Here is a 17,457-nt window from a genome sequence, read left to right as displayed (position 1 = left end):
GTCACAGCGGTACGTAACCGTTTGCGACGAACAGTCGTCCATTGTGCCAGATACCGACTTGTGGATGAAATCCAGGCAAGCGTTACCGGGCGATTACATTGCCGCGAAGCACCACGTGGGCGGGCTTCGTCAGCACAGCGGTGTTTCCACGCGGATCTTCGTCGAAAACCACCAGGTCAGCGGGCGCTCCCTCGATCAATCCAGAGCCACCCAGCCAGGTGCGCGCATCCCAGCAGGCCGCACCGAGCGCGTCGTGTGACGACAGGCCGGCGATCTCGAGTTCAGCCACCTCGTCGGCGATCCGGCCGTGCAGGATCGATCCCCCGGCATCCGTGCCGGCGTAGATCGGGATGCCGGCTTCGTGCGCCGCACCGATCGTCCGATGGCGCCGCGAGTGCAGATCGCGCATGTGGGCCGCGTAGATCGGGTACCGCGTCGCGGAGTCGGCGATGCCGGGGAACGTCGCGATGTTGATCAGCGTCGGTACCAGCGCGGTGCCGTGAGCAACCATCAACTCGATGGTCTCGTCGGTCAATCCGGTGCCGTGCTCGATGCAGTCGATACCGGCGTTGATCAGGCCGGGAAGCGCGTCCTCGGCAAAAACGTGGGCCGTGACCTTGGCGCCTTCCGCGTGAGCCGCGGCAATGGCTTCCACCAGGATCTCGTCGCTCCACAGCGGCGCGAGGTCACCGACAGAACGGTCGATCCAATCCCCGACAAGCTTGACCCAGCCGTCACCGGCCCTCGCCTGACGCACGACCTCGGCCGGCAACTGCGATTCGTCTTCGAGATCGACCGGCAACCCCGGGATGTACCGCTTGGGCGCAGCAATGTGCTGACCCGCGCGGATGATCCGCGGAAGATCCGCCCGATCGTCGATGAATCGGGTATCGACAGGTGATCCCGCATCACGCAACAACAGGACACCCGCGTCGCGCTCGGTCTGCGCCTGAGCGATCAGACCGTCGACGGTCTCGCCGCCGCCCCCGCCGAAGCGAATACCGACATGGCAATGCGCGTCGACAAGACCGGGCGTGATCCACCCCGCGTCGACAATCGTCTCGGCGCCTGTGACCGGTTCGAAAGTGATCCGGCCGTCGACAACCCACAGTTCGATCGGCGCGGCGTCGGGCAGACCGATACCCCGCAGATGGAGGGCGCTCACGTGTCTACTTCTTGGGCAGCTTGAGCTGCGACAGGTCGATGCCTTCGAGTCCGGGCGGCAACTGATCGAGTCCCTTGGGCATGTTCGACAGGTCGGGCATTCCGGCAGGCATGCCGCCGGGCATACCCGGGAATCCGCCCATACCGGGGAACCCTCCGCGCATCTTGGGCTGCGTCGGACCCTTGCCGCCCTTCTTGCCCTTCTTGCCCTTCTTGCTGCGCACCTGCTTGCGGGCGCCGGGCATACCCATGCGACCGGCCATGGCGGCCATCATCTTTCGGGCCTCGAAGAACCGGTCGACCAACTGGTTGACGTCGGAGACCTTGACACCGGAACCGTTGGCGATGCGCAGACGACGCGACGCGTTGATGATCTTGGGGTCTTCACGCTCGGCGGGCGTCATACCGCGGATGATCGCCTGGATGCGGTCGAGTTGCTTCTCGTCGACGTTGGCCAGCGCGTCCTTCATGCCGCCTGCACCTGGCAGCATGCCGAGGAGGTTGCCGATCGGGCCCATCTTGCGGACAGCCATCATCTGATCGAGGAAATCCTCGAGCGTCAGCTGACCGGAACCGATCTTGGCGGCCGTTGCTTCGGCCTGATCGGCGTCGAAAACCTGCTCGGCCTGCTCGATAAGGCTCAGGACATCGCCCATGCCGAGGATGCGGCTGGCCATACGGTCCGGGTGGAAGACGTCGAAGTCTTCGAGCTTCTCGCCCGTCGACGCAAACAGAATGGGCTGGCCCGTGATCTCACGAACGCTGAGCGCGGCGCCACCACGGGCGTCGCCGTCGAGCTTGGTGAGGACAACGCCGGTGAAGCCGACACCCTCGCGGAACGCCTCGGCGGTGCTGACGGCGTCCTGACCGATCATCGAGTCGAGAACAAAAATTGTCTCGTCCGGGTTGACGGCGTCGCGAATACCGGCAGCCTGCTCCATCAGATCCGCGTCGATGCCGAGTCGGCCGGCGGTATCGACGATGACCACGTCGTACTGCTTGTTTCGTGCCTCTTCGACGCCCGCTCGGGCTACCTCGACGGGGTCGGCAGCGGACACGCCGAGTGCGTTGTCGCCGCCACCGATGGACGTACCCGGGTGCGGTGCGAATACCGCGGCACCGGCGCGTTCGCCGACGATCTGCAGCTGCGTGACGGCGCCGGGACGCTGAAGGTCACACGCGACGAGGAGAGGCGTGTGGCCCTGGTCCTTGAGCCACTTGGCCAGCTTGCCGGCGAGAGTGGTCTTACCGGAGCCCTGCAGACCAGCCAGCATGATGACCGTCGGCGGGTTCTTGGCGAACTGCAACCGGCGAGTTTCGCCGCCGAGGATCTGAACAAGCTCCTCGTTGACGATCTTGACGACCTGCTGCGCCGGGTTGAGCGCACCGGACACCTCGGCGCCCTTGGCACGTTCCTTGATCTTGGCGATGAAGCTGCGCACGACGGGCAGCGCCACGTCGGCCTCGAGAAGTGCGAGGCGGATCTCACGGGCGGTCGCGTCGATATCGGCGCCGGACAGACGACCCTTACCACGCAGATCCTTGAGAGATCCGGTCAATCTGTCGGAAAGGGATTCGAACACCGAGTGCGCTCCTGAAGGTCGTGCGAGTTTGCCGTGGATATTCTCGGGCACCAGCCTAGCCGCTACGTCCGCATCGATCCCAGCCGATGCGGACGTAAGCGCTTTCAGGCGTGTCGCTACTGAGCCTTTTTCTCCGGCTGAGGCAGCGGCACAACGCCCAGAACAGCGGCCTCGACGCGCTCACGACTCGCCCGTGAATCGGCCCCACCGAAGTCGAGGCAGAACGAGTCGATGACGGAGGAGCCCAGCGTCGCGACTTTTGCCCACCTGATGTCGGCGCCGCTACGTTCGAGAGCGGCAGCCAGGCGGCACAGCAATCCGACGCGATCCTCGGTGCGTACTTCGAGAATCGCCTGACCGTCGCCTGGCGAATCGAACCAGATCACCCGCGGCGGTGCCTGCGCATACAGGACCGGGATCGCCGAACTCTTGCTGAGCGCAATCGGATCTTCCCACTGCTGCGCCCGCGCTTCCTCTTCCTTGGCATCGAGGAGCTCGAGCAGGTTCAGCTCCCCCTCGGACGCGCGGATCAACTCCTGTCGCAGCAGCGCGGCCTGCGGCGGTGCGCCGAAGCGCGGAGTCACCACAAACGAATTGACCGCAGATCCCGCGTGGGCACCAAGCGAAGCGGAATGCACCCGCAGCGACGCCAACGCAAGAATTCCCGCGGCCCGTGACAACAGACCGGGCGCATCCGGCGCAATGACCGTGACGACGTACGTGTGGGCGTTCTCGGCCGGAGTCAACGACACGTGAACACCGCCGTCCTCGGCGATGGACAACTGCTCGGGATCGAGTGGATCCGGAGCCGGCAGCTGCTCCCCTGCCATCAGCAAGCGGCATCGACGCACCAGTTCGCCGATCAACGACGATTTCCAATCGCCCCACACACCCGGACCCGTAGCCAGAGAATCAGCTTCGGCGAGCGCATGAAGGAGGTCGAGCAGCGTTCCGTCACCGCCCAGTGAGTCGACGACCCCCTGCACTGTCGCCGGATCGTCCAGATCGCGCCGCGTCGCCGTTTCCGGCAACAGCAGGTGATACCGCACCATCGCGGACAGCATTGCGACGTCGGAAGGCCAGAGCCCTAACCTGTTTCCGATTGCCGTGGCCAATTCCGCACCGACCACACTGTGATCGCCGCCGCGACCCTTACCGATGTCGTGAATCAACGCACCGAGCATCAGCAGGTCCGGACGCGCGACCCGCGTTGTGAATCCACTTGCATATGCAGCTGTTTCGACGAGGTGCCGATCGACGGTCCAGGTATGGACAGCATCACGCGGTGGCAGATCCCGGATCGTGCCCCACTCCGGCAACAATCGCCCCCACAAACCGGTGCGATCGAGAGCTTCGATGACCGGCACCGCCCGAGAACCCGACCCCAACAACACCAGAAGATCGTTGACCGCGTTCTTGGGCCACGGCTCACGCAATTCAGGAGCGTTGTCCGCCAAGCGATTGAGCGTCGACGCCGAGATCGGCATCCCGCCGGTTGCGGCTGCTGCCGCCACCCGCATGATCAACCCTGGATCCTTCTTGGGCCGGGCATCGCGCGCCAGCACCACTTCTCCGGCATGCTCGACGACACCCTCGTCCAGAGGATGACGCACCGGCGGGCGCCGTAGCCGCGACAACCCGCGCTTGGGCAAAGAGTTTCCGGCAGTACGGATTCCGACGTCCACCGAATAGCTGATGATGCGCGCCGATTCACTGAGCAGGCGAGCCAGGTCGAACCTGTCACCGATCCGCAGCGCGGCACCGATCTCGTCGGCGTCCTGAGCCCGCAACTGATCGCGAGGCCGACCGGCCACCCGGTGCAACTCGGTGCGCACATCGAGCAGTCGCCGGTGCGCCAATGCCAGACCGCCGCCAGGCGAATTGGGACCGAGCCCCGGCATACCGTCCGTCAACTGCGCGATGGACAGGGCATTGAGCAACTGCACGTCACGCAGACCGCCACGACCGCTCTTGAGGTCAGGCTCGGCTCGATGAGCGATCTCACCGCTACTCGCCCATCGCGACTGTGTCTGCGCGATCAACTCGTCGAACCGGCTGCGAATGTCCATCCGCCATTGGCGTCGCACACCGCTGATCAGCAAATTGGTGAGTTCCTGGTCGCCCGCGATGTGGCGAGCTTCGAGCATGCCGAGCGACGCGGTGATATCGGTTGCCGCAACCTGCAAGGCCTGCGGCAGCGTCCGCACGCTGTGGTCGAGTTTGATGTGCGCGTCCCACAACGGGTACCACAGGCGTTCGGCCACGTGAGCCACCACGGCCGGGTCCATGTCGTCGTGCAGCAGAATCAGATCGAGATCGGAATACGGCAGCAATTCGCGTCGGCCCAGACCACCGACAGCAACAATCGCAAACCCGCAGTCGGGCTTGATTCCCAATTCGGCGCCCTTGGTGGTCAGCCAGAACTCGTGGAGATCAACCAGTGCGTGACGCAGTGACGGCGCATCGAGCCGTCGATTCTTGGGTCCACCGTTGAGCAATGCCTTGCGTGCGCGGGCCAGGTCCGCGGCTTCATCGGATCCCCCTGACGAGACCGGCCCTGGCCCCGTCGCCTTAGCGACGGAACCAGGGCCGAAGTTCCCGGACCCTTTCGGGTCAGAGTGCATCGCCACCACGTTCTCCGGTACGAACCCGGATGACCGACTCGACCGGCGAAACCCAGACCTTGCCGTCACCGATCTTGCCGGTGCGCGCAGCCTCGACGATCACCTCGACCACCTTGTCGACAGCCGCGTCGTCGATCACGACCTCCACCCGAACCTTCGGTACGAAGTCCACGGAGTACTCCGCGCCTCGGTACACCTCGGTGTGGCCTTTCTGACGACCGTAGCCCTGAACTTCACTGACAGTCATGCCCAGCACCCCGGCCTGCTCGAGCGCGGTTTTGACGTCCTCGAGCGTGAACGGCTTGACGATTGCTGTGATCAGCTTCATGTGCTCATCCCTTTCCCAACTCTGAAGTGCTGCGATTTCACTTTAATCACGTGCTGATCACGCGAGGTCGTATGCGGTCTCTGCGTGTTGGGTCTCGTCGATTCCACGAGCCTCGTCCTCGGGCGAGATACGCCATCCGAGGGGCTTGAGTGCGTAGCCGATGATCGCGGTGAGAACACCGGTGAAGACAAGAGCGACAACTGCAATCACGATCTGAACCACCAACTGCTTGTAGTCACCGCCGTAGAAGAGACCGGTCGACGTACCGAAGAAGCCGATACCGATCGTGCCCCACAGGCCGGAGACGAGGTGAACACCGACAACGTCGAGCGAATCGTCGAAGCCGAAACGGAACTTCAGGCCGACGGCGAGAGCAGACAGAATGCCGGCGATTGCGCCCAGGAAGATCGAGCCGACCGGGTTCAGTGCACCAGCGGCCGGAGTGATGGCGACCAGGCCGGCGACGGCACCGGAAGCAGCACCGAGGCTGGTGGCATGTCCGTCACGGATACGCTCCGTGAGCAACCAAGCGAGGATTGCAGCAGCAGTAGCGGTTGTGGTGTTGACCCAGGCGAGACCGGCAAAACCGTCGGCAGCGAATGCGGAACCGGCGTTGAAGCCGAACCAACCGAACCAGAGCAGAGCCGCACCGAGCATGACGAGCGGCAGGTTGTGCGGACGGAACGCGGTCTTGCCGAAGCCGGCGCGCTTGCCGACGATCAGAGCGAGTACCAGAGCGGCCATACCGGCGTTGATGTGAACGACTGTGCCACCGGCGAAGTCGATCGGCGGGACTGCGGCAACCAGGCCACCGTCACCGTCGTCGGTGGTGCCGAAGATCTTTGCAGCAATACCGTCCTCGGAACCCGAGAGCAGTCCGCCACCCCACACCATGTGAGCGAGCGGGAAGTAGACAACGGTGACCCAGATGCCCGAGAACAGCATCCACGTGCCGAACTTCACGCGCTCGGCCAACGCACCGCTGATCAGTGCGGTCGTGATGATGGCGAACGTCACCTGGAAGGCGATGTCGATGACATTGGGGTAGCCCCACGCACCGGCAATGAAGTTACCGTCCGCGTCGGTGATGCTGTCCTTGAGTCCGAAGAACTCGAAGGGATTCGCGAAGATGCCACCGATGTTCTCGGTGCCGTAGGACATGGACCATCCCCACAGCACGTAGATAACACCGATGACGGCCATCGAACCGAAGGACATCATCATCATGTTGAGCACGGACTTGGACCGAGACATGCCACCGTAGAAGAATGCGACACCCGGTGTCATCAGCAGAACCAGTGATGCGGCCATCAGCATCCATGCGGCGTTACCGGAGTTCGCCAACAAATCGTCGGTACTCACTTACTACCTCCTAGTCGCACGTGCCGGGTGGCACGTCGTTGAGTAGAAGACTGCTGGGCTGGTGTTTCGTCCGTGGCGCGCTTGCGTTTCGCGGACGTGAACCAATTACCCAACTTTGTTGCAAGTAAGTTTCGTGCTGGCATTCTTGATTCTGCTGTGCGCCTTTATCAACCGTCCGCGGTTGATAAAGGCGCACAGGGAGTCAGCCCAATAGGGCGTCGACAAACGCTCCCGGTTCGAACGGAGCCAGGTCGTCAGCACCCTCACCGAGGCCGACAAGCTTCACCGGAACCCCGAGTTCATGCTGAACCTGGAAGACGATTCCGCCCTTTGCAGTGCCGTCCAACTTGGTCAGAACAACACCGGTGATATCGACGACTTCGGCAAACACGCGAGCCTGAGCGAGACCGTTCTGCCCCACGGTGGCGTCGAGAACCAACAGAACGTCGTCGACCGACGCCTTCTTCTCGATCACGCGCTTGACCTTGCCGAGCTCGTCCATCAAACCGGTCTTGGTGTGCAAGCGGCCGGCGGTGTCGATCAATACGACGTCGACGCCCTCCTCGATGCCACGGGTGACGGCGTCGAAGGAAATAGCAGCGGGATCGCCGCCTTCCTTACCGCGAACAACGTCAGCGCCGACGCGCTCGCCCCACGTCTGCAGCTGATCGGCCGCAGCAGCGCGGAACGTATCGGCGGCACCGAGAAGTACCCGTCGTCCGTCTGCGACCAACACACGGGCCAGCTTGCCCGTCGTGGTGGTCTTACCGGTTCCGTTCACACCGACAACAAGAAGCACTGCCGGATGATTGTCGTGCGGAAGTGCCCGGATCGAGCGATCCAGTTCCGGACGAAGCTCCGCGACCAGTACCTCGCGCAGCAATGCACGTGCCTCGGCCTCGGTCCGAACACTGCGGGCCGCCATCTGCGCCCGCAGCGTGGTGACAATCTTCTCCGTCGTCGCAGAACCGAGATCCGCGATCAGCAGGGTGTCCTCGACCTCTTCCCACGAATCCTCGTCCAGATCGCCGCCACCGAGCAGACCCAGCAAGCTCTTGCCGACGGCCGACTGTGAGCGGGACAGGCGACCGCGCAGGCGATCGAGTCGTCCTTCAGTCGGTTCGATCTCGTCGAGAACCCGCGGGGCGGGCTCGACGGGTGCGGGCTCAACCACTACGGGTTCGACCGGAGCTGTCTCGACAACGGGTTCCGGGGCTTCGACAACCGGTTCTTCAATGACCGGCTCTTCGACGACCGGGGCTTCGACAACCGGTTCCTCGGCAACGGGTTCTTCAACAACGGGTTCTTCAACAACCGGTGGTGCCGGTTCCGGAACAACCGGCTTCTCCGGGACAACTGGCTTTTCCGGTACAGCCGGCTTTGTCGGCGGGACCGGCGCTGGTGGCGGCGCCGTTGCCGTTGACCCCTCACTGAAGTTGAACCCGCCGCCGGCTTTGTAGCCGCCCGACTTGTCCTTCTCCGGTGCACCGAGTTCCGGCTTCGTCTCGGGTGCCTTCAACGACACCTGGCGGCTGCGGTAGCGCAGGAAACCCGCCACGAGAGCAATAAGTATTACGGCCGCGACAGCCGCGATGATGATCCAAGCCTGGGTAGTCACCGGCTCATTGTTTCAGGCCTGGCAACAGAAAGTGACCAAGGCTTACCGAACGGCGAGGTCTTGCCCGCGCAATCGCTGGGAAATGACCGTCGTAATACCGTCTCCGCGCATGCTCACTCCGTACAGAGCATCCGCGATCTCCATGGTGGGTTTCTGGTGCGTGATCACGATCAGCTGCGATTTTTCCCGCAACTGCTCGAAGAGCCCGATGAGGCGGCGCAGGTTGGTGTCGTCGAGTGCGGCTTCCACTTCGTCCATGACGTAGAACGGTGACGGCCGGGCCCGGAAAATCGCGACGAGCATGGCCACCGCTGTCAAGGATTTCTCCCCACCCGAGAGCAAGGAGAGCCGTTTGACTTTCTTTCCCGGTGGTCGCGCTTCGACCTCGATGCCGGTGGTGAGCATGTCGGACGGGTCGGTGAGAACGAGTCGGCCTTCGCCGCCGGGGAACAGCGTCTCGAATACACCGACAAACTCACGGGCGACGTCGGTGTACGCCTCGGTGAACACCTGCAAGATCCGGGCGTCGACGTCGGCGACCACCGCGAGGAGGTCCTTGCGCGCGGTTTTGACGTCTTCGAGTTGGGTGGAAAGAAAGGTGTACCGCTCTTCGAGGGCGGCAAATTCTTCGAGCGCCAACGGATTGACCTTGCCGAGAGTCGCAAGGTCTTTCTCGGCCCGCTTGGCCCGACGCTCCTGTGTGGCGCGGTCGTACGGAGCGGGCGCCGGAGCCGTGACCTGCTCGCCGCGGGCCTTGGCGTCTTCGTACTCCGCCAACTCGAGGGCGGTCGGCGGCAGTTCGACGTCGGGGCCGTACTCGGCGACCAGATCGTCAAGTCCGATTCCGTACTGATCGAGAATGGACTCTTCCAGTTGCTCGATGCGAAGTGCTGCCTGTGCCTTGGCAACTTCGTCGCGGTGCACGGCATCGGTCAACGACGCGAGCTGCCCGTTCAGCGCCTTGACGATCTCACGGACCTGGTCGAGCTTGGCGACGCATTCGGTGCGGGCGCGCGCCAGGTCGTCACGGTGAGCCACCGCCGACGCCACGACGGTTTCGAGTTCGCTTGCGACCCGCACACCTGATTCTGCAACTGCCGCCGCAACTGCGGCCGCGTGGGCGCGTGCCCGTAAGGCTTGTTCTGCGCGCACCCTCGCTTCGCGTTCTGCGGCCGCAGCGCGGCGCAGCGAATCTGCTTTTCCGCGAACGGATTCGGCGCGTTCCTCGGCAGTCCGCACGGTGAGTCGCGCATCCATTTCGACGATACGCACTTCCGCGAGCGCTGCCGCCGCCATGTCGCGGTCGGCGGTAGTCGATTCCGGTTCTCCGGCTTCGAACCCGCCGGTGTCCTCCACGCGTCGAAGACGTTCTTCCAGTTCGGTCAGCGCAGTGAGAGATTCGACTCGACGCGCTTCGGCGCGACTACGGTGCAACGTCAGTCGCTCCGATTCTTCGTGTGCGACGCGCACCGCCTGACCGAGTCTGCCCAACTGTTCGTAGATCGCGGAGATCGCCGCATCGGATTCGTTGAGGGCGGCAAGAGTCTGTTCTGCAGTTTCCTGCCGGGCTGCCTGTTCGGCCAGCGCGCCGGCCAACCCTGCGTCCAACTCCTCGGCCCGCAGTTGTGTCAGCGTGAGTTCGGCTGCGGACGCATCAATGGACGCTTGGGTTTCCAGCGTGCTCGGCTGTCGATCGGAACCGCCGACGAACCACCCCCGGCCGTGCAGGTTCCCGGATCTGTCTACGGCCCGAATCATGCTGTGCTCGGACACAACTCGCATCGCCTCGTCGACGGTATCGACCAGAACCACGTCGCCCAGAAGCGCGTTGAGTCCGGCTCGCAGTTCGTCGGCGCACTCGATGACGTCGACGGCCCGGCGAATACCCGGACCCAGGTCGACCGGAGCGGGCACGCCGGCGTGCCCGTGGACGATCAATGCCGCCTGCCCGCCGTCGTGCTCGGCCAACGCCGACACCGCAGATCGTGCGACATCATTCGACTGCGCGACAACAGCGTCCGCGGCCGGGCCCATCGCTGCGGCAATTGCACTCTCGTAGCCCGGTGTCACGCGGATCATGTCGGCCAGCGCGCCGGTGACGCCGTCGTGGTGCTCCAGTAGCCAGCCGGCGCCGTCCTTGCGGGCCAACCCGATCGAGAGCGCCTCGATCCGAGCGCTCAACGACGCGATGCGCTGGCCGCTCGACTTCTCCTCGGCGCGCAACTCGTCAACCCGCGCATTGATGATCGCGAGAGCCTCGACGGCGCGCTCGTGGTTGGTGTCGAGACCGACTTCGCCGGCGTCGAGGTCGCCGATGCTCTCCTGCACGGTCTCGAATTCGGCTTCCGCGTCGGTTCCGCGTCGGCGTGATTCCTCGATGGATTCGGTGAGCCGCGCAACGTCGGCATCCGCGGATTCGACGCGCGTGCGCAGGGTGTCTACCTGCCCGGACAGTCGAGCGAGCCCCTCGCGGCGATCGGCAACAGCGCGCACCTCGGCCATGTGTGCCCGTTCCGCTTCTGCTGCAGCGTCTTCCGTGGCGGCCAACTGTTCACGGGCAGCTTCGGCTGCAGCACGAGCAATCTCGACGCCTTCGATCAGCTCGGCTTCCTCGGCTGCCATTCGCTCGGCACGCGCCTCCATCTCGTCCGGATCCTGGCCACGCGCGCCAATCGGTTCGGTGTCGAGGTGACGTGCACGCTCACGTGCGATACGCACTGTGGCATTGACTCGTTCCGCCAGCGCCGACAATTGGAACCAGCTCTGCGCCGCAGCTTCTGCGCCGGGCGTCAGTCGGGCCAGCGCCTGTTCTTGGCGTCCGAGTTCGAGGTTGGCTTCGTCGAGTGCGGCGGCCACCTGATTGTGTTGCTCACGCGCAGCCTTCTCGTCCTGCGCTTGATCCTGAAGGTCGTTGCGCCGAGTCACGAGATCGTCTGCGGCCAAACGCATCTTGGCGTCGCGCAGATCTGCCTGCACGGTCTGCGCGCGCCGCGCAACCTCGGCCTGACGCCCGAGCGGTTTGAGTTGGCGTCGCAATTCCGCGGTGAGATCGCTCAACCGGGCGAGGTTTGCCTGCATGGAATCGAGTTTGCGTACCGCTTTTTCCTTGCGTCGCCGGTGTTTCAGCACGCCGGCAGCTTCCTCGATGAATGCGCGGCGATCCTCCGGCCGCGATTCCAGAATCGCCGCAAGCCTGCCCTGGCCGACGATGACGTGCATTTCACGGCCGATACCGGAGTCGCTGAGCAACTCCTGCACATCCATCAACCGGCACGACGAGCCGTTGATCTCGTATTCCCCGGCGCCGTCGCGAAACATCCGCCGCGTGATCGAGACCTCGGTGTAGTCGATCGGAAGAGCGCCGTCGGAGTTGTCGATGGTCAACGTCACTTCGGCGCGGCCGAGCGGTGCCCGGCCGGAGGTTCCGGCAAAGATGACGTCTTCCATTTTTCCGCCGCGCAGCGCCTTGGCGCCCTGCTCACCCATGACCCAGGACAGCGCGTCGACGACATTCGATTTTCCGGAACCGTTAGGACCGACCACGCAGGTGATGCCGGGTTCGAATCGCAGAGTCGTTGCCGACGCAAAAGACTTGAAGCCTTTGAGCGTCAGACTCTTGAGATGCATGCGGAGAACTTTACCGTCATCGCGGTCAGCGTTCGACGAACCCGGACAGGTCTCCCCGCGCGGCGTCCCAACTGTCGACAACCAGGTCTACGCTTCCCGGCGTGGTGCCCGAGCGCAACAGTTCGAGCAACCTTTCCAGCGACTCCCGATCACCCTCAGCGACAACGAGTACCCGACCGTCGCGTTGATTCGACGCGTATCCCACCAGCCCCAATTCCAAAGCGCGCGCCCGGGTCCACCACCGGAACCCGACACCTTGGACGAAGCCGTGCACCCACGCCGTCAACCGCACCGGATCACTCATGACACGCCGCCGACCCGCTCCAGTTTGTGCACGTCACCCAGGAAACTGGTGGTGTACAGCGCATTCGGATCCCACCCCGGCCCCGCCCCGAACTTGACCGCCGAGGTCAACGGCAAACTGGAAGCAATCTCACAGGAGGTTCCCCACTCCGGATCAACCCGCACAACCTTGCCACCGGCGTTGAACGCCACGTACAGCGCTCCGTCCGGTCCGACAGTCAAGTCGTCGGCCATGTTCGCAGGACCGAACCCCGGCAACGCAATGGTTCGCACAGCGCCGCCCAGATCGTCGGCATCGAGGATGTGAATTGCCGTGGTGAGATCGAATGTTGTTGTCACAAAAATATTCTGCCCCGATCGGGTCAACCCGTCGACGGTTCCCAAGTCCTCGCGCACCAGGGTCGTCGAACCGTCACTGCCCATCACAGTCAACCCAGGTCTTGTCAGGGTGCGCGTCGTCAGGAATCGATTGCCGTCCAGCGGCACAAGGCCATTGGGCATCACCAGGCCGTCGGCGATCTTCGTCACCGACCCGTCCGCAACGTCGACTCGGCCCACAGTTCCGTCGGCGATCCCGAACAGTCCTGAGACTGCAGAGTTTCCGGTGGTGAAGTACACGGCGCCGTCTTGGGCAACCAGCCCACCAGGGCCGTTCACATTACTCACCAGAGTCTTTCGACTTCCGTCCGGCGCAACGGTCAGCAGCGATCCCGGACCGACGGGGGCGGACTGCGACAACACCATCGATCCGGCTCCGTCGAACTCCAGATTTTCGAGCATTCCCGCGCCGGAAGTCACGAGCGTCGACGTCCACTCACCGCAACCATCGACGGCGGCGGCCGCCGGAGTGGACACTGCTACAGCACAACCGAGTACCAGCGCAGCGACAACACTGCCGGCGCGGAGCATCAGGCGTCCGTATCGATGGTCAACGTGACCTTGGTACCGGCTTTGAGGGTGCGTCCCACCGTGCAGACCTTGTCGACGGACCGTTCGATCAACGTGATCAACCGCTGCTGGGCATCGGCATCGAGTTCACTGAGGTCGAGTTCGAGTACCTCGTCCAATTGCGGGTACACCTCGTTCTCGCGGTCAGCGGTTCCCGAGACACGAATGGTCGCGTCGTAGTTGTCGCCGAGGCGGCGCGAAATCGGGAAATCCGAACTCATTCCCGAGCAGGCTGCCAAAGCGATCTTGAGAAGTTCACCCGGTGTGAAAACACCCGGTACCGATTCCGATCCGATGAGAACTTCGGCGCCCCGCGAACTCTTGCCGGTGTAGAGGCGGGTGCCGGTACGTTCGACCCAGAGTTCGGTGTGTGCAGGTGCGTTGTCAGCAGTCTGTTCAGCCATGCCGCAATCTTGCCACCACCCTGTCGTGGCGGGTGCGACGACCTACGCTACGTTTCGCCGCGACCTGGGTGCCGGTTGGCAACGCGGGCAACTGAACGACGATCGGTTCATGAACTTCTCACGCCGGATGGGCGCACCGCACCGCGGGCACGGCAGGTTTTCCTGACCGTAGGCGGAGAGTGAACGATCGAAATAGCCGGACTCTCCGTTGACGTTGACGTACAACGCATCGAAGGACGTACCGCCCTGCTCGAGTGCCTCGCCCATGACACTGCGGGCTGCCGTCACGAGTTCACGCAATTTCGGCTTTGTCAGGGTCTCGGCAATTCTGTTGCCGTGAACCTTTGCCCGCCACAGTGATTCGTCGGCATAGATGTTGCCGATTCCGGAGACGACGGTTTGATCGAGTAGTGCGCGTTTGATTTCGCTGTGCTTGCCGCGCAGAACGCTCACCACCGATTCGAGATCGAAGGCCTCGTCCATCGGGTCACGCGCGATGTGCGCCACCGACTCCGGCAGCAGGGTCCCGTCAACCTCCACCAACGGCGAAATCGACCAGCCACCGAAGGTGCGCTGATCGACGAACCGAAGATCGGCTCCGGAATCCAGAGCCAGTCGGATACGTAGGTGCTTTTCCCAGTCCACGGTGGGCGGCTGAACGAGCATCTGCCCGCTCATTCCCAGGTGAACCACCACACCGACACCGGCAGGTTCGAGAACCAGCCACAGGTATTTGCCGCGGCGCTCGGCCGAGGCGATGGTCTGACCCGTCAATTGCCCGATCAGATCATCCGACCCGAGAACATGGCGGCGAATGGCGCGAGGATGGAGAACTTCGACAGCCTCGATCGCCGCACCTACAGCGTGAGACTGTAGGCCGCGGCGAACGACTTCGACTTCGGGAAGTTCAGGCAAGAGAAGAACTCAGCCGGCCAGATCGACAGGAGCATCGGCAGCGTTCTCGGCGACAGCAGCGTCCTCGGAAGCCTTCTCCGACATCGCTTTCCATGCCGTGCTTGCTGCCTTCTGCTCGGCTTCCTTCTTGGACCGACCGACGCCGACGCCCAAGGGATTGCCGCTGATAAGCACAGTGGCAGTGAATTCCTTGTCGTGATCGGGGCCGGTGGCCGTGATCTCGTACACGGGAACGCCGGCACTGTGTTCTGCGGTCAACTCCTGCAGACTGGTCTTCCAGTCCAAACCGGCACCCAGAAGCGGAGCACGGGTCAGAAGATCGTCGAACAGATCGAGGACCACACGGCGCGCGGTATCGATTCCGTGCTGCAAGTGGATGGCACCCAGAATGGATTCCATGCCGTCGGCAAGGATGGACGGCTTGTCACGGCCACCCGTCATTTCCTCGCCCTTGCCCAGAAGCAGATGCGCTCCGAGTCCACCTTCACCCAGAGTCCGCGCAACCTCGGCCAGAGCGTGCATGTTGACTACGCTCGCACGAATCTTGGCGAGGTCACCCTCGGATTTGGTGGGGTGTGACAGGTAAAGATTTTCGGTAACGGTGAGACCGAGAACGGAATCCCCGAGAAACTCGAGGCGCTCGTTCGTCGGCAGGCCACCGTTCTCGTAGGCGTACGAGCGGTGGGTGAGAGCCAGCGTCAAGAGGCCAGGCTCTATATCGACGCCGATAGCGGCGAGGAGCGTGTCGTGATTGCCCTCGCCGCCAGCGGCTGAAACTGTATTGTCGCTCGTCATAGTCTTTCTCCGTGGAGAACTAGACAGCAGCGGTTACCTGGCGGCCCTTGTACGTACCGCAGGACGGGCACGCGATGTGGGGCAAGGTCTGCTCGCCACAGCCACGGTTGGGGCAGGTAACGAGGGTGGGCACAGTGGTCTTCCACTGGCTACGACGCGACCGCGTGTTGGATCGCGACATTTTGCGCTTGGGGACAGCCACTTCTACTTCTCCTCGGCTTCGGTGATCACAAGATTTTCACTGGTGTTTGATTCCACGCCAAATTTGGCCGCGAGACCAGCCCAGCGAGGATCAAGTATGTCATGCCCATGCCCAGATTCCGCAATCGCCAGGCGAATGCCACATTCTGAGCACAATCCCAGGCAATCGTCACTGCACAAAGGCTGGAGCGGAAGCGCCAGTCCGACTGCATCGACGATGACCGGTTCCAGATCGATTTCTTCGTCTTCGACCTGGTAAACCTCGCCCTCCTCGGTTGTCTCCTCGGTGACGCTGTCCGGGTAAGCGAACAACTCCGTGAGATAGACGTCCACAACGCTCGTGAACGGCTCGAGACACCGTGAGCACTCACCCGTAGTGGGTGCGTGCACGGTACCGGTGACGAGAACGCCCTCGGATACCGCTTCCATACGAAGATCGAGATCTATGTCCGAACCAGCTTCGATCGCGATGAGATCGAGACCGATGCGATTCGGCGACTGGATCGTTCTCTCGACAGTGCGCATCGACCCTGGACGCCGACCTAACTTGACGGTGTCCAGCAAAAATCCCGCATCAGTTGACTGATGCGATGAATGACGACGATGCGTTGACAAAGAGAACTCACCTAACTGCTGAAACTGGATGGGCAACCACTCCACAATACCCGAGAGTGCGCAGCAGGCCCAATCCGGATGAAGACCCTAGCGTCGTCGATCCTGACGCCGATCGTCATCGAGATAGTCCGGTACGCCCGAACCCGTCCGCAGTTGCTGACGACCGCGGCCGACGGATCGAACAGTCCCGTTGAGGAACTCCTCGAACTCCGCAAGTTTGGTGTCGACGTACAGGTCGCACTCCGATCGCATCCGGTCGGATTCCGCGTGCGCGGCGTCGATCACCCGAGCCGACTCGGCGCGTGCGGTCTGGACGACCTCGGTCTGGGAAACCAGGCGTGCCTGCTCGGCAGTGCCCTCGGAGACCGAGCGGTCGTACGACGCCTTGCCGGCGTCGATCATGCGATCGGACTCGTCGCGCGCACGAGAAGTGACGGCGTCGTACTCGCGTCGACCGTCGGTGACCGTGCGTTCGGCTTCCACCTCTGCGTCGGCGACCAGCTGGTCGGCGTGAGCGCTCGCCTCGGCAACCATGCGGTCTGCCTGAGCCTTGGCGTCGGACAGGATCCGATCGGCGTCGTCGCGGGCATTCTCGACCGTCGACGTTGCTTCCGCGTTGGCGCTGCTGACGGTTTTGTCGGCAGTGGAACGCGCGTCCGAGACCAACTTGTCGCGATGATCGAGGACGTCCTGGGCGTCGTCGAGCTCACTCGGAATAGCATCACGGACATCGTCGAGCAGCTCGAGCACGTCGCCACGTGGGACGACGCACCCGGCAGTCATCGGAACGCCTCGTGCCTCTTCGACTATCGCGACCAGTTCGTCAAGCGCCTCGAATACCCGGTACACAAGCAACCCCAATCTTCACCGGCCAACTATCGGCCCACATCGTCACCGATCCACCTGGATCTGCGCCCGTTCCTTGACGACAAGTTTGCCGGAAGATCGGCTCCCCAGGTGCGTCTGGGGG

15 protein-coding genes are annotated in these 17,457 nt (G+C 63.3%); all 15 read right to left on the bottom strand.

The genetic code is table 11. The features are described from left to right. Nucleotides 1-82: 82 nt before the first annotated feature. The 15 genes from FFI94_RS11305 to FFI94_RS11235 all read right to left on the bottom strand — a co-directional run bounded on the left by FFI94_RS11305 (nucleotide 83) and on the right by FFI94_RS11235 (nucleotide 17,336). Nucleotides 83-1,165, bottom strand: a complete 1,083-nt coding sequence (locus FFI94_RS11305; RefSeq protein WP_138873016.1) for an amidohydrolase family protein — start codon at nucleotides 1,163-1,165, stop codon at nucleotides 83-85. Nucleotides 1,166-1,169: 4 nt separating this feature from the next. Beyond that, nucleotides 1,170-2,747: a signal recognition particle protein gene (gene ffh / locus FFI94_RS11300; RefSeq protein ID WP_138873015.1), complete on the bottom strand. Its 1,578-nt coding sequence runs from the start codon at nucleotides 2,745-2,747 to the stop codon at nucleotides 1,170-1,172. 116 nt (nucleotides 2,748-2,863) lie between these two features. Then, nucleotides 2,864-5,371 carry a [protein-PII] uridylyltransferase gene (locus FFI94_RS11295; RefSeq protein ID WP_138873014.1) on the bottom strand — a complete coding sequence of 836 codons (2,508 nt, stop codon included), beginning with the start codon at nucleotides 5,369-5,371 and terminating at the stop codon, nucleotides 2,864-2,866. Next, nucleotides 5,361-5,699: a P-II family nitrogen regulator gene (locus FFI94_RS11290; protein ID WP_033236555.1), complete on the bottom strand. Its 339-nt coding sequence runs from the start codon at nucleotides 5,697-5,699 to the stop codon at nucleotides 5,361-5,363. The genes FFI94_RS11295 and FFI94_RS11290 overlap by 11 nt, the downstream gene beginning before the upstream one ends. A gap of 57 nt (nucleotides 5,700-5,756) precedes the next feature. After that, nucleotides 5,757-7,016 (bottom strand): ammonium transporter, encoded by a 1,260-nt coding sequence (locus FFI94_RS11285; protein ID WP_138873731.1) that lies wholly within the window; start codon nucleotides 7,014-7,016, stop codon nucleotides 5,757-5,759. A 247-nt stretch (nucleotides 7,017-7,263) separates the two neighbouring features. Next, nucleotides 7,264-8,679 (bottom strand): signal recognition particle-docking protein FtsY, encoded by a 1,416-nt coding sequence (gene ftsY / locus FFI94_RS11280; protein ID WP_138873013.1) that lies wholly within the window; start codon nucleotides 8,677-8,679, stop codon nucleotides 7,264-7,266. 42 nt (nucleotides 8,680-8,721) lie between these two features. After that, on the bottom strand, nucleotides 8,722-12,306 hold the full coding sequence (gene smc, locus FFI94_RS11275; RefSeq protein WP_138873012.1) for a chromosome segregation protein SMC: 3,585 nt from the start codon (nucleotides 12,304-12,306) through the stop codon (nucleotides 8,722-8,724). Between the two features lie 25 nt (nucleotides 12,307-12,331). Beyond that, the gene (locus FFI94_RS11270; protein ID WP_138873011.1) at nucleotides 12,332-12,610 is read right to left on the bottom strand and encodes an acylphosphatase; all 279 of its coding nucleotides are present in this window, start codon (nucleotides 12,608-12,610) and stop codon (nucleotides 12,332-12,334) included. Next, the gene (locus FFI94_RS11265) at nucleotides 12,607-13,518 is read right to left on the bottom strand and encodes an SMP-30/gluconolactonase/LRE family protein (protein WP_138873010.1); all 912 of its coding nucleotides are present in this window, start codon (nucleotides 13,516-13,518) and stop codon (nucleotides 12,607-12,609) included. Before FFI94_RS11265 ends, FFI94_RS11270 begins: the two co-directional genes overlap by 4 nt. Further along, nucleotides 13,518-13,961, bottom strand: a complete 444-nt coding sequence (locus FFI94_RS11260) for an OsmC family protein (RefSeq protein ID WP_138873009.1) — start codon at nucleotides 13,959-13,961, stop codon at nucleotides 13,518-13,520. Before FFI94_RS11260 ends, FFI94_RS11265 begins: the two co-directional genes overlap by 1 nt. A gap of 42 nt (nucleotides 13,962-14,003) precedes the next feature. After that, complete coding sequence (mutM, locus tag FFI94_RS11255; protein ID WP_138873008.1) at nucleotides 14,004-14,876, bottom strand: bifunctional DNA-formamidopyrimidine glycosylase/DNA-(apurinic or apyrimidinic site) lyase; 873 nt, start codon at nucleotides 14,874-14,876, stop codon at nucleotides 14,004-14,006. A 9-nt stretch (nucleotides 14,877-14,885) separates the two neighbouring features. Further along, nucleotides 14,886-15,671, bottom strand: coding sequence for a ribonuclease III (gene rnc, locus FFI94_RS11250; protein ID WP_138873007.1), 786 nt, complete (start codon nucleotides 15,669-15,671; stop codon nucleotides 14,886-14,888). A gap of 19 nt (nucleotides 15,672-15,690) precedes the next feature. Then, nucleotides 15,691-15,873 (bottom strand): 50S ribosomal protein L32, encoded by a 183-nt coding sequence (gene rpmF / locus FFI94_RS11245; RefSeq protein ID WP_007729318.1) that lies wholly within the window; start codon nucleotides 15,871-15,873, stop codon nucleotides 15,691-15,693. Nucleotides 15,874-15,875: 2 nt separating this feature from the next. Next, nucleotides 15,876-16,436: a DUF177 domain-containing protein gene (locus tag FFI94_RS11240; RefSeq protein ID WP_033236564.1), complete on the bottom strand. Its 561-nt coding sequence runs from the start codon at nucleotides 16,434-16,436 to the stop codon at nucleotides 15,876-15,878. 138 nt (nucleotides 16,437-16,574) lie between these two features. Further along, entirely contained in the window at nucleotides 16,575-17,336 is a 762-nt protein-coding gene (locus tag FFI94_RS11235) for a DivIVA domain-containing protein (RefSeq protein WP_138873730.1), read from the bottom strand. Nucleotides 17,337-17,457: the final 121 nt, after the last annotated feature.

The sequence above is a fragment of the Rhodococcus sp. KBS0724 genome, from assembly GCF_005938745.2.
Classification (GTDB): Bacteria; Actinomycetota; Actinomycetes; order Mycobacteriales; family Mycobacteriaceae; genus Rhodococcus_F.
Note: the sequence above shows the minus strand (reverse complement) of the source record. Positions and strands in the feature narration are given on the sequence as shown.